Here is a 16,644-nt window from a genome sequence, read left to right on the forward strand (position 1 = left end):
CTTCATGTTGGTTGCATGTTCTGGCAACCGGCAGACTTTTCAGCAAATTCGGACGGGGTCATCCAGCCCAGCGCAGAATGAGGGCGTCTCTGGTTATAGTGTATGCGCTAGGCTTCGATTTTTCACCGTGCATCCTCCAGCGACATGAACCAGTTTTCGTTCAGACACTCCTGTCTCAGCCTGCCGTTGAACGACTCCACTGTGGCATTATCCGTTGGCGTTCCCGGTCGTGAGAAGTCTATACGGTTCCCTCTTTCGTACACCCATTTGTCCAGCATTTTCCCTGCAAATTCAGAGCCGTTATCGGTTTTCAGCAATTGTGGTAAGGGACGTCTGAGCTCAATGGCGTTCAGCATCTCTGCGACCTCCGCTGAGCGCAGATTCTGACCCACGCAAATCCCCAGACATTCGCGCGTGTAGAGATCAATGACCGTCAGCAGACGTAACCGACGCCCGTCAAATAAGGCGTCAGAGACAAAATCCATGCCCCAGACATGATTTGGATACAACCCCTGAGGCTGGTGCTGTCGCCACTGTGCCGATTTATTTCGGCGTGGGCGTTTGAGACGCAGGGACAGACCCTGCTCGCGATAAAGTCGGTAAATACGTTTATGATTATCCCGTCAGCCCTCCCGCCTGAGCATGACGTGAACCCTGCGGTAGCCATAGTGGACCCGGGTTTCAGTGATCTCCCTGATACGAAGGCGTAGCGCGCTGTCGTCTGCCGCCACAGAACGGTAGCGGAATGAGCTGCGGCTGATCCGTAGCGCAAAACAGACCTGCCGCTCGCTGGCTCCATAGCGTGCCTGCAGGTCCCGGCCCCATTCGCGCAGACGTGCCAGCATCAGTTCTTTTTTGCCAGCACATCCTGCAGCATGTCCTTGTCGAGGCTGAGATCGGTAACCAGCTTCTTCAGCCTGAGATTCTCTTCCTCAAGTTGTCACATGTGCTTCAGTTCAGAAGGGGAAATCCCGCCGTATTTTTTTCGCCAGGTGTAAAACGTGGCATCGGAGATGCCCAGCTTACGGCAGACTTCGGACACGCTCGTACCCAGTTCGGCCTGTTTCAGGGCAAAGACAATTTGCTCTTCGGTGAATCGTGACTTTTTCATCGGCACAACCTCCGCTCAGGGAAGTAGTCATCATGCCGGAATTCTGTTTCTGAATGGAGCAGGATCTCGGGTCAGGGTCAGTCTGTATGGGTACAAACATTATCGAACCGAGATATACCCGCAGTTGTACCCGCATCAGTAAGTTGATGTAGATTGAATCAGGTTGACTTAGGTTGAGTGAAAAAGCGAGGAAAGCCTTGCAGACACTGAATTCCAGACACAAAAAAAGCCGCCCTTGAGCGACTTGATTGTATCTTTTGGTGCCGAAGGCCGGACTCGAACCGGCACGTATTTCTACGGTTGATTTTGAATCAACTGCGTCTACCGATTTCGCCACTTCGGCACTGAAGGGATACGGAAACGTTGTGGATTATACCTGTCGATGGCCGCCATGCAAGCGCCAGCATGTGTCAGACTCGCTAAGTGTTGAAAAAAACAGCGTTTAGTCCCTCAGCGCCCCGCAATATACCGCCGCCGCCACCTCCCTCACCCCTCCTTCTGCCAAGCGCCCACCCGCCCGATGCTCTACACTTTCTGTTTATCTGAACCAGGCCAGACAACGCACACTACGCCAAACCAAGGAAACCGTCATGAGCACCATTAAAAGCTACGCCGCCAAAGAAGCGGGCGCCGACCTGTCGCTATGGGAATACGACGCGGGCGAACTGCTGCCCCAGGACGTCGAAGTGCAGGTTGAATACTGCGGGATCTGCCACTCTGACCTGTCGATGATCGACAACGAATGGGGCATGTCGAGCTATCCGCTGGTTGCCGGCCATGAAGTGATCGGCCGCGTCTCAGCGCTGGGTAGCGCGGCGCAGAATAAAGGACTGAAGATCGGCCAGAAGGTAGGGATCGGCTGGACCGCCCGCAGCTGCGGGCACTGCGATGCCTGTATCAGCGGCAACCAGATCAACTGCCTGGAAGGCTCGGTACCGACCATCATCAACCGCGGCGGCTTCGCCGATAAACTACGCGCCGACTGGCAATGGGTGATCCCCCTGCCGGAAAGCATCGACATCGAATCCGCCGGCCCTATGCTCTGCGGCGGCATCACCGTCTTTAAACCCCTGCTGATGCACCGCGTCACCGCCACCAGCCGCGTCGGCGTCATTGGTATCGGCGGCCTGGGCCACATCGCCATCAAACTGCTGCACGCCATGGGCGCGGAAGTCACTGCTTTCAGCTCGAACCCGGCGAAAGAGCAGGAAGTGCTGGCAATGGGTGCCGATCGTGTAGTCAACAGCCGCGATCCGCAAGCCTTAAAAGCACTGGCCGGCCAGTTTGACCTGATCATCAACACCGTCGCGGTAGACCTCGAATGGCAGCCGTACTTTGAAGCGCTGGCCTACGGCGGCAACTTCCACACCGTCGGCGCGGTGATGAAACCCCTGCAGGTCCCGGCCTTTACCCTGATTGGCGGCGACCGCAGCATCTCCGGCTCGGCCACCGGTAACCCGTCTGAACTGCGCAAGCTGATGAAATTCGCCGGGCGCAGCAAAGTTGCCCCGACCACCGAACTGTTCCCAATGTCGCAGATCAACGACGCCCTGAAGCACGTGCGCGATGGCAAAGCCCGCTACCGCGTGGTGCTGAAGGCCGACTTCTAAGCGCGACGCTCCCCTGCCGGGTGCCCCTTGCGCCCGGCATTGTGCTGCCACTTCATCAAACCGTCATCTCCCCGCCATCCCTTTGCAGTCATTCGTTCCCACAATCCGGGCTTCCACAAACGCCTGAACGAGACGTCTGCCACCATGAGAAAAACCTGGCTCCCCTGGCTGATACTGTCGCCTTCTCTGCTGTTTTTACTGCTGTTTACCTGGTTCCCGCTCGGCCGTTCGGTGTACGACAGCCTGTTCGACACCCGCATGGCCAGCGACGGCGCGCCCTTCGTCGGGCTGGATAACTTCGCCCGCCTGTTTGCCGATAACGTCTTCTGGCAATCGCTGCTCAATAACCTGCTCTACATCCTGCTGACGGTGATCCCCGGCGTCACCCTGGCCCTGCTGCTGGCGGTAGCCCTCAGCGAAAACCACCGCGTGAACCGCTGGCTGCGCACCGCCTTCTTCTTCCCGATGATCATCCCGATGGTCAGCGCCGCCGCGCTGTGGCTGTTTATCTTTATGCCTGGCCTCGGCCTGCTTGACCACTATCTGGCAAAGCTCTTCGGCCCGATGAACACCAACTGGCTGGGGCACAGCAACAGCGCGCTGCTGGCGCTGGCGCTGATTGGCGTGTGGAAGTTTGCCGGCTACTACATGCTGTTTTTCCTTGCCGGGTTGCAGAGTATCCCGGCCTCCACTCGCGAAGCGGCGATAATGGAAGGGGCCACCCGCAGCCAGGTGTTCTTTAAAGTCACCCTGCCGCTGCTGCGCCCGACTCTCAGCTTCGTCATCACCACCGCGCTGATCTACTCCATCACCCAGATTGACCACGTGGCGGTGATGACCCGCGGCGGGCCGGACAACGCCACAACCGTGCTGCTCTACTACATCCAGAATCTGGCGTGGGATACCCACGACCTCGGCAAAGCCTCAGCCGCCACCTTCCTGACGCTGGCCGGGCTGTTCGCCTTCTCGTTGATCAACCTGAAACTGCTGGAGAAAGGAGCGCACTATGAGCGCTGAAGCCTCACCGCCGCTGCTGCGAGAGCAGCAGCGTTCGCAGCCGCTGTGGCTGCGCCTGCGTCGTTCACAGCCGTTCACCCTCAGCGTGCTGATGGCCTGCCTGGCGCTGCTGTGGGTCAGCCCGCTGCTGTGGATGCTGGCGACCGCCTTCAGCGCCACCACCTTCGGCGAAGACATGGCCTCGCTGCTGCCGCGCCCGCCGCTGACCCTCGATAACTTCCGCGACGCCTGGGCCAGCGCCGACTGGCTGAGCCTGTACGCCAACACTCTGATCTTCACCTTCGGCACCTTCATCGTGCAGCTGTTCACCATCACCACCGCCGGGTACGTCTTCGCCTGCCACGAGTTCCGCGGCAAACAGACGCTGTTCCTGCTGTTCCTGGTGCAGCTGATGATCATGCCGGTAGTGATGATGGTGCCGAACATGCTGACCCTGAAAACCTTCGGCCTGCTCAACACCCTCACCGGGGTGATGATGCCCTACTTCACCTCGGCGTTCGGCGTGTTTCTGATGCGCCAGGCGTTCCTCGCCATCCCCAAAGAGCTGGAAGAAGCCGCCCTGATGGAGGGCTGTCGTTGGTGGCAGGTGCTGTTCCGCGTGCTGCTGCCGATGTCCTGGCCGTCGGTGCTGGCCTTCGCCACCGTCAGCATTACCTACCACTGGAACGAGTATCTGTGGCCGCTGATGATGCTCAACGATCCCGATAAACAGGTGCTTACCGTGGGGCTGGTCTCCTTCGCTATGGGCGCTGAATCCGGCGGCCAGTGGGGCACCATCGGCGCCGGTACCTTAATGGTCTGTCTGCCGCTGATGCTGGCGTTCATCCTTTTCCAGAAACAGTTCCTGCGAAGCTTCGGCTTCTCCGGGATCAAATAAGGAGTTATCTATGCTGTTAGCGCAAATCTCGGATACCCACTTTCGCAGCCACGGTCAGAAGCTGTATGGCTTTATCGATGTGAACGCCGCCAACGCCGACGTGGTCTCCCAGCTGAACGCCCTGCCCGAGCGCCCGGACGCGGTGGTGATCAGCGGCGATATCGTCAACTGCGGCCGCCCGCAGGAGTACGAGGTAGCCCGCCAGATCCTCGGCAGCCTGGACTATCCGCTGTACCTGATCCCCGGCAACCACGACGACAAAGCGCTGTTTCTGGAATACCTGCAGCCGCTGTGCCCGCAGCTCGGTAACGATGCGCAGAACATGCATTACGCGGTGGACGATTTTGCCACCCGCCTGCTGTTTATCGACTCCAGCCGCGCCGGCACCTCCAAAGGCTGGCTGACCGACGAGACCATCAAATGGCTGGAAGCCCAGTTGTTCGACGGCGGCGACAAACCGGCCACGGTCTTTATGCACCACCCGCCGCTGCCGCTGGGCAACGCCCAGATGGATCCCATCGCCTGTGAAAACGGCTACCGCCTGCTGGGGCTGGTTGAGCGCTTCCCTTCGCTGACGCGCATCTTCTGCGGCCATAACCACAGCCTGACCCTGACCCAATACCGCCAGGCGATCATCTCCACTATCCCCGGCACCGTCCATCAGGTGCCCTATTTTCATGAAGACAGCCGCCCGTACTACGACCTGTCGCCAGCCTCGTGCCTGATGCACCGTCAGGTCGGCGAGCAGTGGGTCAGCTACCAGCACCCGCTGACTCACCACGCCGGACCGTGGCTGTATGACGAAAACATTAGCTGCCCAACGGAAGAGCGTTAATCCTCATGCTTAGTTTGCAAAACATCAGTAAGCGCTTTGACGGCAAACCGGCGCTCAACGCCCTCTCCCTCGACATTCACGACGGCGAGTTTGTGGTGCTGGTCGGCCCCTCCGGCTGCGGCAAAAGCACGCTGCTGCGGCTGCTGGCCGGGCTGGAGCCGGTGAGCGAAGGCGAGATCTGGCTGCACAACGAAAACATCACCGCCCTGTCGCCGCGCGAGCGCAACTTCGCGATGATCTTCCAGAACTACGCGCTGTTTCCGCATCTGTCGGTGCAGGACAACATCACCTTCGGTATGAAGGTGCGTAAGGAAGACAAGGCCAGCTGGCAGCCGCGAGTAGATAAAGTCGCGCAGATGCTGCAGCTGGAAAGCCTGCTGGACCGCAAACCGGCGAAGCTCTCCGGCGGCCAGCGTCAGCGGGTGGCGATGGCCCGCGCCATCGTGCGCAATCCGCGTCTGTTTCTGATGGACGAGCCGCTCTCCAACCTCGACGCGCGGCTGCGCAGCGAGGTACGCGACAGCATTATGGATCTCCACCAGCAGCTGAAAACCAGCACCGTCTACGTAACCCACGACCAGACCGAAGCGATGTCGATGGCCGACCGTATCGTGGTGATGAACGGCGGTCAGGTGCAGCAGGTTGGGCGGCCGGAGCACCTCTACGCCCATCCGGCCAACCTGTTTGTTGCCGGGTTTATCGGCTCGCCGGCGATGAATCTGCTGTCGCTGCCCTGTGCCGACGGCCAGGTTCAGCTCGGCGAACTGCGCTACCCGCTGCCGTCGTACTCCCGCGACGAATCCCGCGTCTGGTTTGGCATTCGTCCCGAACATATCAGCGATCGCGTGGAAGAAGGCCATATGCGCCTCTCCGCCACCGTGCTGCAACGCGAACTGATGGGCGCCGATTATCTGCTCCACGTCAGCACCCCCATCGGCACCCTGCGCTTTAGTCGCCGCCACCGCGGCACGGTGCCGGAGAAAGGCGACACGCTGACCCTCGGCTTCGCGCCTGCCGATATTCATCTCTTTCATGCTGAGCACCAGCACAACTTAATGAGCCTGTGAATCAGGCATTTACTCCAGGAGATTGACCATGCTTAAAACCCTGACGGCGGTCGGGCTTTCACTCGCCCTCTGCGGCAGCGCGCTGGCGAAAGAGAAGATCGATTTCATGTTCCCGGCGCCGGTCGACGGCAAGCTGACCATGGAGATGACCCGGGTGATCAAAGCCTTTAACGACGCGCAGCAGGATGTCGAAGTGCGCGGGATCTTCACCGGCAACTACGACACCACCAAGATCAAGGCCGAGTCGGCGCAGAAGGCCGGGCAGCCGCCGGCGCTGGTGATCATGTCCGCTAACTTCACCACCGATCTGGCGCTGAAAGATGAGATCCTGCCGATGGACGAGCTGTTTAAATATGGCGACCAGAAGGCCGGCGATTTCCTGGTGCAGGATTTCTGGCCAGCGATGCACAAGAACGCCCAGGTAATGGGCACCACCTATGCGATCCCGTTCCATAACTCGACGCCGATCCTCTATTACAACAAAACGCTGTTCGATCAGGCCGGGATTAAGCAGCCGCCACAGACCTGGGCCGAGCTGCTGGCAGATGCCAAAAAGCTGACCGACGAGAGCAAGGGCCAGTGGGGGATCATGCTGCCGTCGACCAACGACGACTACGGCGGCTGGATTTTCTCGGCTCTGGTGCGGGCCAACGGTGGCAAATATTTCAACGAAGATTACCCGGGTGAGGTGTACTACAACGCGCCGACCACCATCGGGGCGCTGCGCTTCTGGCAGGATCTGATCTACAAAGACAAAGTGATGCCCTCCGGCGTGCTGAATTCAAAGCAGATCAGCGCCAGCTTCTTCTCCGGCAAAGTGGGCATGGCGATGCTGAGCACCGGCGCGCTGGGCTTTATGCGTGAGAACAGCAAGGATTTTGAGCTGGGCGTGGCGATGCTGCCGGCAAAAGAGCAGCGGGCGGTGCCGATCGGCGGCGCCAGCCTGGTGAGCTTTAAAGGTATTTCCGAGGAACAAAAAAAGGCGGCATATCAGTTCTTAACCTATCTGGTCAGCCCGCAGGTGAACGGCGCCTGGAGCCGCTTTACCGGCTATTTCTCGCCGCGAAAAGCCGCCTACGATACTCCGGAAATGAAAGCCTATTTACAGCAGGACCCGCGCGCGACGATTGCGCTGGAGCAGCTGAAGTACGCCCATCCGTGGTACTCCACCTGGGAGACCGTCGCCGTGCGTAAAGCCATGGAAAACCAGCTGGCCGCAGTGGTCAACGATGCCAAAGTGACCCCGGAAGCCGCGGTACAGGCCGCCCAGAAAGAGGCCGACGCGCTGATGAAGCCCTACGTCGATAAAACCGCCCTGGCGCAACAGCAGTAACCCTTGCCCTTCCCGGTGGCGCTGCGCTGACCGGGCTACCAGCCCACCACCGCCTGAAGTGAGTAGCCCGGACACGCGCAATGCGCCGCCTCCGGGATGCAACACTCCCCGGTGGCGCTGCGCTGACCGGGCTACCAGCTCACCACCGTCTGAGGTGTAGTAGCCCGGACAGGCGCAATGCGCCGCCTCCGGGATGCAACACTCCCCGGTGACGCTGCGCTGACCGGGCTACCAGCTCACCACCGTATGAAGTGAGTAGCCTGGACAGGCGCCACGCACCGCCTCCGGGATAACTCACTCCCCGGTGGCGCTGCGCTGACCGGGCTACCAGCCCACCACTGTCTGAAGTGAGTAGCCCGGACAGGCGCAATGCGCCGCCTCCGGGACAAAACTATCCCCCGAAACTACCGCCAGCCGTTTGATTTTTCAGCGTAAAAAGGGTACGTTTTCCCTCTTCCCCCTAGCGTGAGCGGTCGTGCATTATGCCTATTATTCAGTCTGTTGAACGTGCCTTGACGATCCTCGACCTGTTTAACGAACAGGCCACGGAGCTCAAGATCACCGATATCAGCAAACAGATGGGCCTCAGTAAAAGCACCCTCCATTCGCTACTCAAAACGCTACAGCTACACGGCTATATCGACCAGAACCCGGAGAACGGCAAATACCGCCTGGGCATGAAGCTGGTCGAACGCGGTAATTTTGTGGTGGGGACTATCGATATCCGTCAGAAGGCTAAAAGCTGGCTGACCGAACTGTCACAGCACACCGGGCAGACCACCCATCTCGGTATCCTTGACGGTCGCGAAGGGGTTTATATCGAAAAAATCGAAGGCAAGCTCGCCGCCATCGCCTACTCGCGCATCGGCCGGCGCTTGCCGATCCACGCCACGGCGATCGGCAAGGTGCTGGTCGCCTGGCTCAGCGAAGCCGAACGCCAGCCCCTGCTGGAAGGCTATCAGTACACGGCTTTCACTCCCGCGACCATCACCTCCCGCGAGGCCCTGCTGGCGGCGCTGGCGCAAACCCGCGCCAACGGCTATGCCCTCGATAGCGAAGAGAACGAACAGGGCGTGCGCTGCGTGGCGGTTCCGGTGTGGAACCATGAATCGCGCGTTATTGCCGCCCTGAGCCTGTCAACGCTCACCTCCCGCGTCGATGACGACGAGCTCGCCTGCTTTCGTGCCCTGCTGGAAAGCGCCGGGCGCCAACTGTCGATCGCGCTGGGCTACCCGGCCTGAGGCGTTATCCAGCAACCGGATCATAGCTGAAGTAGTCAAAATCGGCGTAGCACCCGTCGCCGCTGATATCCTCGCAGTGCAGGCCAACAAAGGCACCGGTAAAGAATCCGCGCCCGCCGATATAGTCATCCGACAGCTTCCAGGCGGCATAATCAACCGGCACGGTGTGCCACTGCTCACCGTCAAACGAGTAGCTGTAGCGATAGACAAGATGGTCAACGTCAACCCGCAGCCACACGCTCTGCGCCGTTTCCGGGACCGCAATCGGCTGCTCGTGCAGCGGCCATGACGGCACGTTGTGGTCCAGCTGCAGCACTTTTATCGTCCGCCCTCGGCCCTCTTCGAAATCCACAAAGCAGTAGCTCCAGTTTTTGCTGTTGTAATAGCAGGTCAGGCCGGCGCTCTGCTGGAAGTTCTCCGGGGAAAATTCCATGCGCGTTTCGGCGCGGAAGGCCGAGTGCTGCCAGCGCCGGGCCACCGTCGACTGGGTAAAGGTGGAGTTAAGCGAATCGTTGCCATACAGCCGCAGAAAGCCCGAACGCGCGCTGAGCGAGCCTAAAGTGTCGTCAAACGGGATACGCAGCGTCTGCAGGTGCGGATCGAGAATCGGGCCACTGAAATCATCCCGCCAGTGCTCGCTGGCGACGGCGCGGCTTTCGGTCATCTGCGGCCCCTGCACGGTTAGCTGCGCGTGCTTGCCCCCTTCCACCGACGGCCAGCCATCGTGCCAGGCGATGCGCGCGATCCCTGTTTCACGCCCGAGCGAGCAATATCCGCGCCCGCCGGAAGCCAGCAGCGGCACGCCGGGCAAACGCTGCGGACGGCTGGTGAGATAGGCCATGTACCATTCGCCGGTGTGGGTCTCCAGCAGCGAACCGTGGCCGCTTTTCTGCAGCGGGTTCTCTGGCAGATGCCAGCTGGTCATCATCGTGCCGTCCGGGTGCAGCTCATACGGGCCGTCGATGTTTTTAGCCCGCAGCACCACCACCGCATGCTCGTAGCTGGTGCCGCCCTCGGCGACCAGCAGATAGTACCAGCCGTCTTTCTGGTACAGATGAGCGCCTTCGGTGTAACGCAGCGCCGTACCGGTAAACAGGGTTTTGCGCGTTTTCGCCAGCGTCTGGGTCTGGGGGAAGAACTCCTGCATCACGATGGTACAGTGCGGATCGCTGTGGTGGCGCGGCCCCCACGGGCGATAAATATAGTACTTACGCCCGTCGGTATCGTGGAACAGCGACGGGTCGAAACCGCCGTTGCCCATGGCGACAGGCTCGCTCCACGGCCCTTCAATGGACGGCGCGGTGACCAGATAGTTGCGGCCGTTTTTCCACGGTGAATCCACAATTTTGACATCGGTATACAGCAGCCAGAACTGCCCATCGGCATAGCTCAGGCACGGCGCCCAGATGCCGCCGGAGTCCGGGTTGCCCTTCATGTCCAGCTGCGACACGCGATCCAGCGGGGTGCTCACCAGCGACCAGTTTTTCAAATCTCGCGAATGGTAAATGCGCACGCCCGGAAACCACTCGAAGGTAGAGGTGGCAATGTAGTAATCCTCCCCCTGGCGACACATCGACGGGTCCGGGTTAAACCCGGTCAGAATCGGATTGGTAATCGTGTACATAGTGGCTCCTTCTTAGGAATTGGATGTCGCGGCGGCGTTGGCAGGAATACCCTCTTCCTGCACCGAGCGATGCTTACGTAATTGCTGGCTGATGGCCTCCACGCGGGCATCGGTCAGCTTGTAGAGTGACAGCATGATGAACATGCCGACGTAGAGCACCACCGGCACCACGCAGAACAGAATTTTGATGGTGGAAAGCACCTCCACCGGCTGCACGCTGTTGCTGGCGGAGTAGTTAACGAAGGCCAGGATCCAGCCCACCACCGCGCCACCGATCGCCAGGCCAATCTTCAGGCTGAACAGGTAAGTCGAGAACACCAGCCCGTCGAGGCGCCGCCCGCTGCGGCTCTCTTCGTAATCCACCACGTCGGAGGCCATCAGCCACTGCAACGGCGTAGTGGTGTTAAAGACAAACAGGAACACAATGTTGAGGGCAAAAATCAGCGCAATATGTTCGGCCGGCACCACAAAAATCAGCAGGCTGATCAGCGAGTAGATCACGATAATCGCTTTAAACGCCTTCACCCGGTCGAAGCGGCCTAACAGGCGCGACGAGGCCAGCGAGCCGAACATGGTGGCAATGCTGCCGTACAGCAGAAACTGCATCGCCAGTTCCGGATGGTCCATCACATATTTGACGAAATAGAGCGTCGCCCCGCCGCGTACCACGTTGGAACAGGTCGCCATCATTTTGAAGGTACACATAATGCGCCACTGGGTGTTACCGAACAGCAGCCGGAGATCTTTCGCCACCGACGAACCAGGCTGCACCTCGAAGGTGTAGCGCTCTTTGGTGGTAAAGAAGCACACGTACAGCAGCACCACGCCGGTCAGCCCCAGCACGCACATCGCGCCAAAGTAGCCCAGTTGCTCGTCCCCTTTACCGATGATGCCCACCAGCGGCAGCGCAATCCCGCTAATTGCCAGCGAGCCTGCCGCGGCGAGGAAGAAACGCCATGATTGCAAGGCATGACGCTCTTTGGGATCGGCGGTAATCACCCCCGGCATCGCGCAATACGGCACGTTGACGAAGGTGTACACCAGCGTCAGCAAAATGTAGGTCACGCAGGCATAGATAATCTTGCCCTGGGCGGAAAAGTCCGGCGTGTAGAAGGTCAGCATGCAGACGATACCGAACGGGATCGCCCCCCACAACAGGAACGGTCGGAACTGGCCGTGACGGGTACGGGTGCGGTCCACCAGCAGGCCCATCAGCGGATCGGTCACGGCATCCAGCACGCGGGAAACTAAAAACAGCGTGCCCATAATGCCCGCGGAGAGGCCAAACACATCGGTATAAAAATAGGCCAGCAGGAACATCGTGGCCTGCCAGACAAAGCCACAGGCGGTATCGCCCAGGCCGTAGCCGATTTTATCTTTCATGGTTAATTGCATATTTATCCCCAACCCTAAAGAGTGGAATAGAGCAAACGTCAGAGTCCTGAAACAGGAATAAATTTCTGTTGCCACATCAGGAATACACCCATCATTCGTGTGCTTATGGTTCACGTTTTCGTGTTAACAGAGTGTAAGAAGATGCGCATTTTTACGGCAATGACCATTTTTAATTTATGAATTATGTTTTTTGGTTTTTGTGATTACCATCGTTATAAAAATGACGCCGCGATAAAATAGTTAAGCTTTTATTTTTAACAAGTTATGAAATAACAAAAAATTCATAAAAATATTTATTTCAGGCAGCGAAAAGCCGCCCGCGGAATATTTCCGCAGACGACTAACGGGCGATACTTTATTTAAATGCCGAGGGCTTTTTTCCCGGCGTTAATCACCTCAATAATTTTATCGGTATCATATATACAGCCTTTCCAGGTACCGCCGCTGACCGACTGTAACGCCGCCCATAAACGGGTATCGTCCGGTAAAAAATCGTGGGCATGCAGTTCGGGATGCGCAGCGCGAGCCGCCAGTTCCCGCGCCCCTTCTTCCGGCGTCAGCCGCTGCTGCGCGGTGCCGATAAAGTTCACGCTGCCGGTCAACGCCAGCCTGTCGACCGCAATCTCAATCACGTCGTTATCGCGCAGTTTACCGATAGGCCCGCCCGCCAGCGCTTCCGGGGCAACGTGACCAAAGCAGGCGCCGGTCGATACGCCGGAAAAACGGGCATCGGTAATCAACGACACCGTTTTTCCCCACGACACATGCTTTAACGCCGAGGTGAGCTGGTAGGTCTCTTCCATGCCGGTGCCGGACGGGCCGCCGCCGATCACCACCATGATATCGCCCTGTTCAATCTCGCCGTTTTTAATCGCCTTGATCGCCCGCGCTTCCGACACAAACACCCGCGCCCGCCCGGTATGACGATAAACACCATCTTCGCCCACCACCGACGGGTCGATGGCCGTGGCTTTGATCACCGACCCTTCCGGCGCAATATTGCCCACCGGGAAAGCCACCGTGGAGGTCAGCCCTCTGGCCTGCGCGCGGGCTGGCGGAAGGATCACATCATCCGGATCGACGCCATCCTGCTCGCGCAGGCACTGGCGGAATTTCTCACGCCGCTCGGAGGTCTGCCACCAGTCGAGATTTTCCCCGACCGTCTGCCCGGTGACCGTCATTGCATCGAGATGCAGCAGCCCCAGATCGCGCAGATGCAGCATCACTTCCGGCACCCCGCCGGCGAGGAAAGCGCGCACCGTCGGGTGGTAGTCCGGGCCGTTCGGCAGCACGCTGACCAGCCGCGGGACCTTACGGTTGATGCGCGTCCAGTGCTCAACGTCCGGAATAGTACAGCCCGCCGCGTGGGCGATAGCAGGAATATGCAGCAACAGGTTGGTGGAGCCGCCAAACGCCGCGTGGATAACCATGGCGTTTTCAATCGCTTTGTCGGTCAGAATATCGCGGGTGGTGATGCCCCGGTTATCCAGTTCACTCACCGCTCTGGCCGACTGACGGGATATTTCCAGCCATACATCTTGTCCCGACGGCGCCAGCGCCGAGTGCGGCAGCGCCAGCCCGAGGGCTTCTGCCACCACCTGCGAGGTGCCCGCCGTTCCTAAGAACTGGCAGCCGCCCCCCGGTGAAGCGCAGGCCCGACAGCCCAGCTCGGCGGCCTCCTGCAACGACAGTTCGTGGTTGGCGTAGCGTGCGCCAATGGTTTGTACTTTCCCGGCATCTTCCCCGAAGGTTGGCGGCAGCGTCGCACCGCCGGGAACCAGAATGGTCGGCAGATCGTGCATCGCCGCCAGGGCAATCATCGTCGCCGGCAGACCCTTGTCGCAGGTCGCCACGCCAATCACCGCCCGGCGCGTTGGCAGCGAGCGGATCAGGCGGCGGAACACAATGGCCGCGTCGTTGCGGTACGGCAGCGAGTCAAACATGCCATGGGTGCCCTGGGAGCGGCCATCGCACGGGTCGCTGACGAAGGCGGCGAACGGGATCCCACCGTTGCGGGTGATCTCTTTTGCTGCCGCCTGCATTTGCAGGCCAATCTCCCAGTGCCCGGTGTGGTAACCCAGCGCCACCGGGCGCCCGTCTCCGGCGCGAATACCGCCCTGAGTGCCGATGATCAGCACCTCTTTGCCGGTAAGCTTGTTGGCGTCCCAGCCCATCCCGGCGTTTTGCGTCATGCCGAACAGATTACCGCTCGGCGACTCCATCAGCATTTGCGGGGTCAGCGGCAGCGCCCCCTGTGGGCCGGCGGCATGGGTGATAACCGCGTAAAAAGCATCGTCCTGGGCCGTGAATATCGTCTCAATCGCCATCTTATTTTTCCGGTTCAGCAGAGTCTGAGCTGTTGCAGCAAGGTTTTAAGCTGCCTTTTTTTGCTTTCGTCCAGCGCCGAGGCCGGCGGCAGTACATGCGTCGAGACCGGACGTCCGCACAGCACGACCGCCTCTTTAATTACGTTCACGAACGGCGTATCCAGCTGGTACATCTGGGGGATCTGCAGCAGCGTCTGATGATACTGTGCCGCCTGCGCCAGGTCGCCATCACGGAACGCCTGCAGCAGCTTCACCGATACCTGCGGGGCAAAGTTGCCGCTGGCGGAGATAGCGCCGTCGCCACCAAGCAGCAGGGTATTGAACAGGTGGTCGTCGTAACCGCACAGTACCGAGAAGTGTGGATGCGCGGCTTTCACCGTCTGGACCATGCTGCGCAGATGCGCCACGGAGTCGATGGTGTCTTTGATACCGACGATATTGCGCCGCGAATCGGCGAGGGTTTTGACCAGCGCCGGCGTCAGATCCTGGCCGCTCAGCGCCGGGAAGTTATAGAGGATCACCGGCAAGGTGACGCTGTCGGCTACCTGCTGGAAGTAGTGGATCAGGTTCTGTTCCGAGACTTTCCAGTAATAGGGGTTAATCACCACAATGCCGTCGGCCCCCACCTGCTGCGCGTGCTGGCTGAGCTCAATCGTCTCCCGGGCGTTGGTGCCGCCGGTCCCGATGAGCACCGGCACCCGGCGATCCACGTGGGCGACCGCAAATGCCGCAATGGTTTTACGCTCTTCGGCGTTGAGCTGCGAGAACTCCCCGCCGCTGCCCAGAAAGAACAGGCCGTCCACGCCCGCGGAGATCATATCGTCGATCAGCGCGGCGGTGCCCTGAGGATCGAACTGGCCATCGGCGCTAAAAATAGTGGAGACAGGAGGAATAATCCCCGAGAACTGCGCGGTTTGCTGCATGAGATCTCCTTGCTAAATCATTTTGTTCTACATTATAGAACAGTGTTCTTTTATATAAGATTCATACTATGCCGCCGACAAAGGGAAGGTAAATGGGCTGAAAGCCGGAAGTGTGTATTTTTCAGGCTGGATCACAAAATGCTGCAACGTAGATGATTTATAGCCATCAGAAACGCCCCGGAGGCGGCGCGTAGCGCCTGTCCGGGCTACAGGCCCCCAGACGGCGGTGAGCCGGTAGCCCGGTCAGCGCAACGCCACCGGGGAAAATCGGTTCGGTCTGATTAGCGAGTATTGTGGTGATAAGCGTGAAGGGGAAAAAAAGCAGGCCACACCGGGGCGTGGCCTGAAAATGGATCAACGATTAGATTCCTGCGGTTTCACGAATGTACTGTCGTGCCTTCAGCGCATATTCGAACGGGTTTGCCAGCGCCGGATCCTGCTCGGCTTCCACCACCATCCAGCCGCGGTAGCCAAAATCATCCAGCAGTTTAAATACCGGACGGAAGTCGATCACCCCATCGCCGGGCACGGTGAAGGTGCCTTTTTTCACCCCATCAAGGAATGACAGCCCTTCACGACGCACCTGCTCAATCACTGCCGGGCGCACATCTTTCAGGTGCACGTGATTGATGCGCGGCAGGTATTTTTCGAGGATCGCCAGCATCGGCGCTTCGCCACCTTCGGAATACCAGGCATGGCCGGTGTCGTACAGCAGGAACACCTTGTCATCCACCAGCGACATAAATTTGTCGATCTCTTCCGTAGTCTGAATACCGGTTCCCATATGGTGGTGCAGACAGACCTGCATCCCTTTTTCAGCGGCCAGACGCCCCAGGGTGTTGTAGCCCTCGGCAACCCGCTGCCACTCTTCTTCGCTGAAGCAAGGTTTGACCTCTCCCAGAATCGGCTTTTCCAGCCCCTGGATGCTGCCGCTTTGCTCGGAGCAGCCAATCACCTTCGCCCCCATCGCATGGAGGAAGTTCATGTGATTCACAAACTCGTCGATGGTCTTTTCCCGCTGCCCGTTGGCAAAAAAGGTGCTGAACCAGGCGTTGCAGATCTGGATACCGCGCAGATCGAGCATCGGCTTCAGGACCGCCGGATCGCGCGGGTATTTGCTGCCCACTTCACTTCCGCTAAACCCGGCCAGCGCCATTTCACTGACCGTCTGCTGGAAGGTGTTTTCGCTGCCCAGTTCGGGCATATCGTCGTTGGTCCAGCCAATCGGGGCAATCGCCAGTTTCACATTATCTTTGTTCATGTTAATGCTCCTGCTGCTGCACC

The 16,644-nt window shown here is 59.3% G+C and carries 12 protein-coding genes, 1 tRNA gene and 1 pseudogene; 7 read left to right on the top strand and 7 right to left on the bottom strand.

Going from position 1 to position 16,644, the window contains the following annotated elements; genetic code table 11:
- Nucleotides 1-2: 2 nt before the first annotated feature.
- Nucleotides 3-1,111: pseudogene (locus ACMYSP_RS09805) on the bottom strand (IS3 family transposase).
- Nucleotides 1,112-1,369: 258 nt separating this feature from the next.
- A tRNA-Leu gene (locus ACMYSP_RS09810) sits at nt 1,370-1,454 on the bottom strand.
- A gap of 247 nt (nt 1,455-1,701) precedes the next feature.
- Between ACMYSP_RS09810 and ahr the strand changes: the two genes are divergently transcribed.
- The 7 genes from ahr to ACMYSP_RS09845 all read left to right on the top strand — a co-directional run bounded on the left by ahr (nt 1,702) and on the right by ACMYSP_RS09845 (nt 9,091).
- The gene (ahr, locus tag ACMYSP_RS09815; protein ID WP_434586554.1) at nt 1,702-2,721 is read left to right on the top strand and encodes an NADPH-dependent aldehyde reductase Ahr; all 1,020 of its coding nucleotides are present in this window, start codon (nt 1,702-1,704) and stop codon (nt 2,719-2,721) included.
- A gap of 144 nt (nt 2,722-2,865) precedes the next feature.
- Nucleotides 2,866-3,738: a carbohydrate ABC transporter permease gene (locus tag ACMYSP_RS09820; RefSeq protein ID WP_123757941.1), complete on the top strand. Its 873-nt coding sequence runs from the start codon at nt 2,866-2,868 to the stop codon at nt 3,736-3,738.
- Nucleotides 3,728-4,615 carry a carbohydrate ABC transporter permease gene (locus tag ACMYSP_RS09825; RefSeq protein WP_434586556.1) on the top strand — a complete coding sequence of 296 codons (888 nt, stop codon included), beginning with the start codon at nt 3,728-3,730 and terminating at the stop codon, nt 4,613-4,615. The genes ACMYSP_RS09820 and ACMYSP_RS09825 overlap by 11 nt, the downstream gene beginning before the upstream one ends.
- A gap of 10 nt (nt 4,616-4,625) precedes the next feature.
- On the top strand, nt 4,626-5,450 hold the full coding sequence (locus tag ACMYSP_RS09830; RefSeq protein WP_434586557.1) for a phosphodiesterase: 825 nt from the start codon (nt 4,626-4,628) through the stop codon (nt 5,448-5,450).
- 5 nt (nt 5,451-5,455) lie between these two features.
- The gene (locus tag ACMYSP_RS09835; protein WP_434586559.1) at nt 5,456-6,517 is read left to right on the top strand and encodes an ABC transporter ATP-binding protein; all 1,062 of its coding nucleotides are present in this window, start codon (nt 5,456-5,458) and stop codon (nt 6,515-6,517) included.
- A 28-nt stretch (nt 6,518-6,545) separates the two neighbouring features.
- Entirely contained in the window at nt 6,546-7,850 is a 1,305-nt protein-coding gene (locus ACMYSP_RS09840; protein WP_434586561.1) for an ABC transporter substrate-binding protein, read from the top strand.
- A gap of 482 nt (nt 7,851-8,332) precedes the next feature.
- Nucleotides 8,333-9,091 (top strand): IclR family transcriptional regulator, encoded by a 759-nt coding sequence (locus ACMYSP_RS09845; RefSeq protein ID WP_434586563.1) that lies wholly within the window; start codon nt 8,333-8,335, stop codon nt 9,089-9,091.
- 4 nt (nt 9,092-9,095) lie between these two features.
- On the opposite strand, the gene ACMYSP_RS09850 is transcribed toward ACMYSP_RS09845, so the two are convergent.
- The 5 genes from ACMYSP_RS09850 to iolE all read right to left on the bottom strand — a co-directional run bounded on the left by ACMYSP_RS09850 (nt 9,096) and on the right by iolE (nt 16,621).
- Nucleotides 9,096-10,715, bottom strand: a complete 1,620-nt coding sequence (locus tag ACMYSP_RS09850; protein WP_434586564.1) for a glycoside hydrolase family 43 protein — start codon at nt 10,713-10,715, stop codon at nt 9,096-9,098.
- 12 nt (nt 10,716-10,727) lie between these two features.
- Nucleotides 10,728-12,110 (bottom strand): glycoside-pentoside-hexuronide (GPH):cation symporter, encoded by a 1,383-nt coding sequence (locus tag ACMYSP_RS09855; protein WP_434586565.1) that lies wholly within the window; start codon nt 12,108-12,110, stop codon nt 10,728-10,730.
- A 359-nt stretch (nt 12,111-12,469) separates the two neighbouring features.
- A complete protein-coding gene (yagF, locus tag ACMYSP_RS09860) occupies nt 12,470-14,437 on the bottom strand; it encodes a xylonate dehydratase YagF (RefSeq protein ID WP_434586566.1) in 1,968 nt (655 codons plus the stop codon).
- Nucleotides 14,438-14,451: 14 nt separating this feature from the next.
- Nucleotides 14,452-15,360 (bottom strand): dihydrodipicolinate synthase family protein, encoded by a 909-nt coding sequence (locus tag ACMYSP_RS09865; RefSeq protein WP_434586567.1) that lies wholly within the window; start codon nt 15,358-15,360, stop codon nt 14,452-14,454.
- 361 nt (nt 15,361-15,721) lie between these two features.
- Nucleotides 15,722-16,621, bottom strand: a complete 900-nt coding sequence (iolE, locus tag ACMYSP_RS09870; RefSeq protein WP_123757931.1) for a myo-inosose-2 dehydratase — start codon at nt 16,619-16,621, stop codon at nt 15,722-15,724.
- Nucleotides 16,622-16,644 lie beyond the last annotated feature (23 nt).

The organism is Klebsiella sp. R390 (genome assembly GCF_051131745.1).
Taxonomy (GTDB): Bacteria; Pseudomonadota; Gammaproteobacteria; order Enterobacterales; family Enterobacteriaceae; genus Klebsiella.

Bases quoted from the DNA above. Each gene is read 5' to 3' on its own strand.
- ahr (WP_434586554.1), top strand. From the start codon at position 1,702: ATGAGCACCATTAAAAGCTACGCCGCCAAAGAAGCGGGCGCCGACCTG.
- ACMYSP_RS09820 (WP_123757941.1), top strand. From the start codon at position 2,866: ATGAGAAAAACCTGGCTCCCCTGGCTGATACTGTCGCCTTCTCTGCTG.
- ACMYSP_RS09825 (WP_434586556.1), top strand. From the start codon at position 3,728: ATGAGCGCTGAAGCCTCACCGCCGCTGCTGCGAGAGCAGCAGCGTTCG.
- ACMYSP_RS09830 (WP_434586557.1), top strand. From the start codon at position 4,626: ATGCTGTTAGCGCAAATCTCGGATACCCACTTTCGCAGCCACGGTCAG.
- ACMYSP_RS09835 (WP_434586559.1), top strand. From the start codon at position 5,456: ATGCTTAGTTTGCAAAACATCAGTAAGCGCTTTGACGGCAAACCGGCG.
- ACMYSP_RS09840 (WP_434586561.1), top strand. From the start codon at position 6,546: ATGCTTAAAACCCTGACGGCGGTCGGGCTTTCACTCGCCCTCTGCGGC.
- ACMYSP_RS09845 (WP_434586563.1), top strand. From the start codon at position 8,333: ATGCCTATTATTCAGTCTGTTGAACGTGCCTTGACGATCCTCGACCTG.
- ACMYSP_RS09850 (WP_434586564.1), bottom strand. From the start codon at position 10,715: ATGTACACGATTACCAATCCGATTCTGACCGGGTTTAACCCGGACCCG.
- ACMYSP_RS09855 (WP_434586565.1), bottom strand. From the start codon at position 12,110: ATGCAATTAACCATGAAAGATAAAATCGGCTACGGCCTGGGCGATACC.
- yagF (WP_434586566.1), bottom strand. From the start codon at position 14,437: ATGGCGATTGAGACGATATTCACGGCCCAGGACGATGCTTTTTACGCG.
- ACMYSP_RS09865 (WP_434586567.1), bottom strand. From the start codon at position 15,360: ATGCAGCAAACCGCGCAGTTCTCGGGGATTATTCCTCCTGTCTCCACT.
- iolE (WP_123757931.1), bottom strand. From the start codon at position 16,621: ATGAACAAAGATAATGTGAAACTGGCGATTGCCCCGATTGGCTGGACC.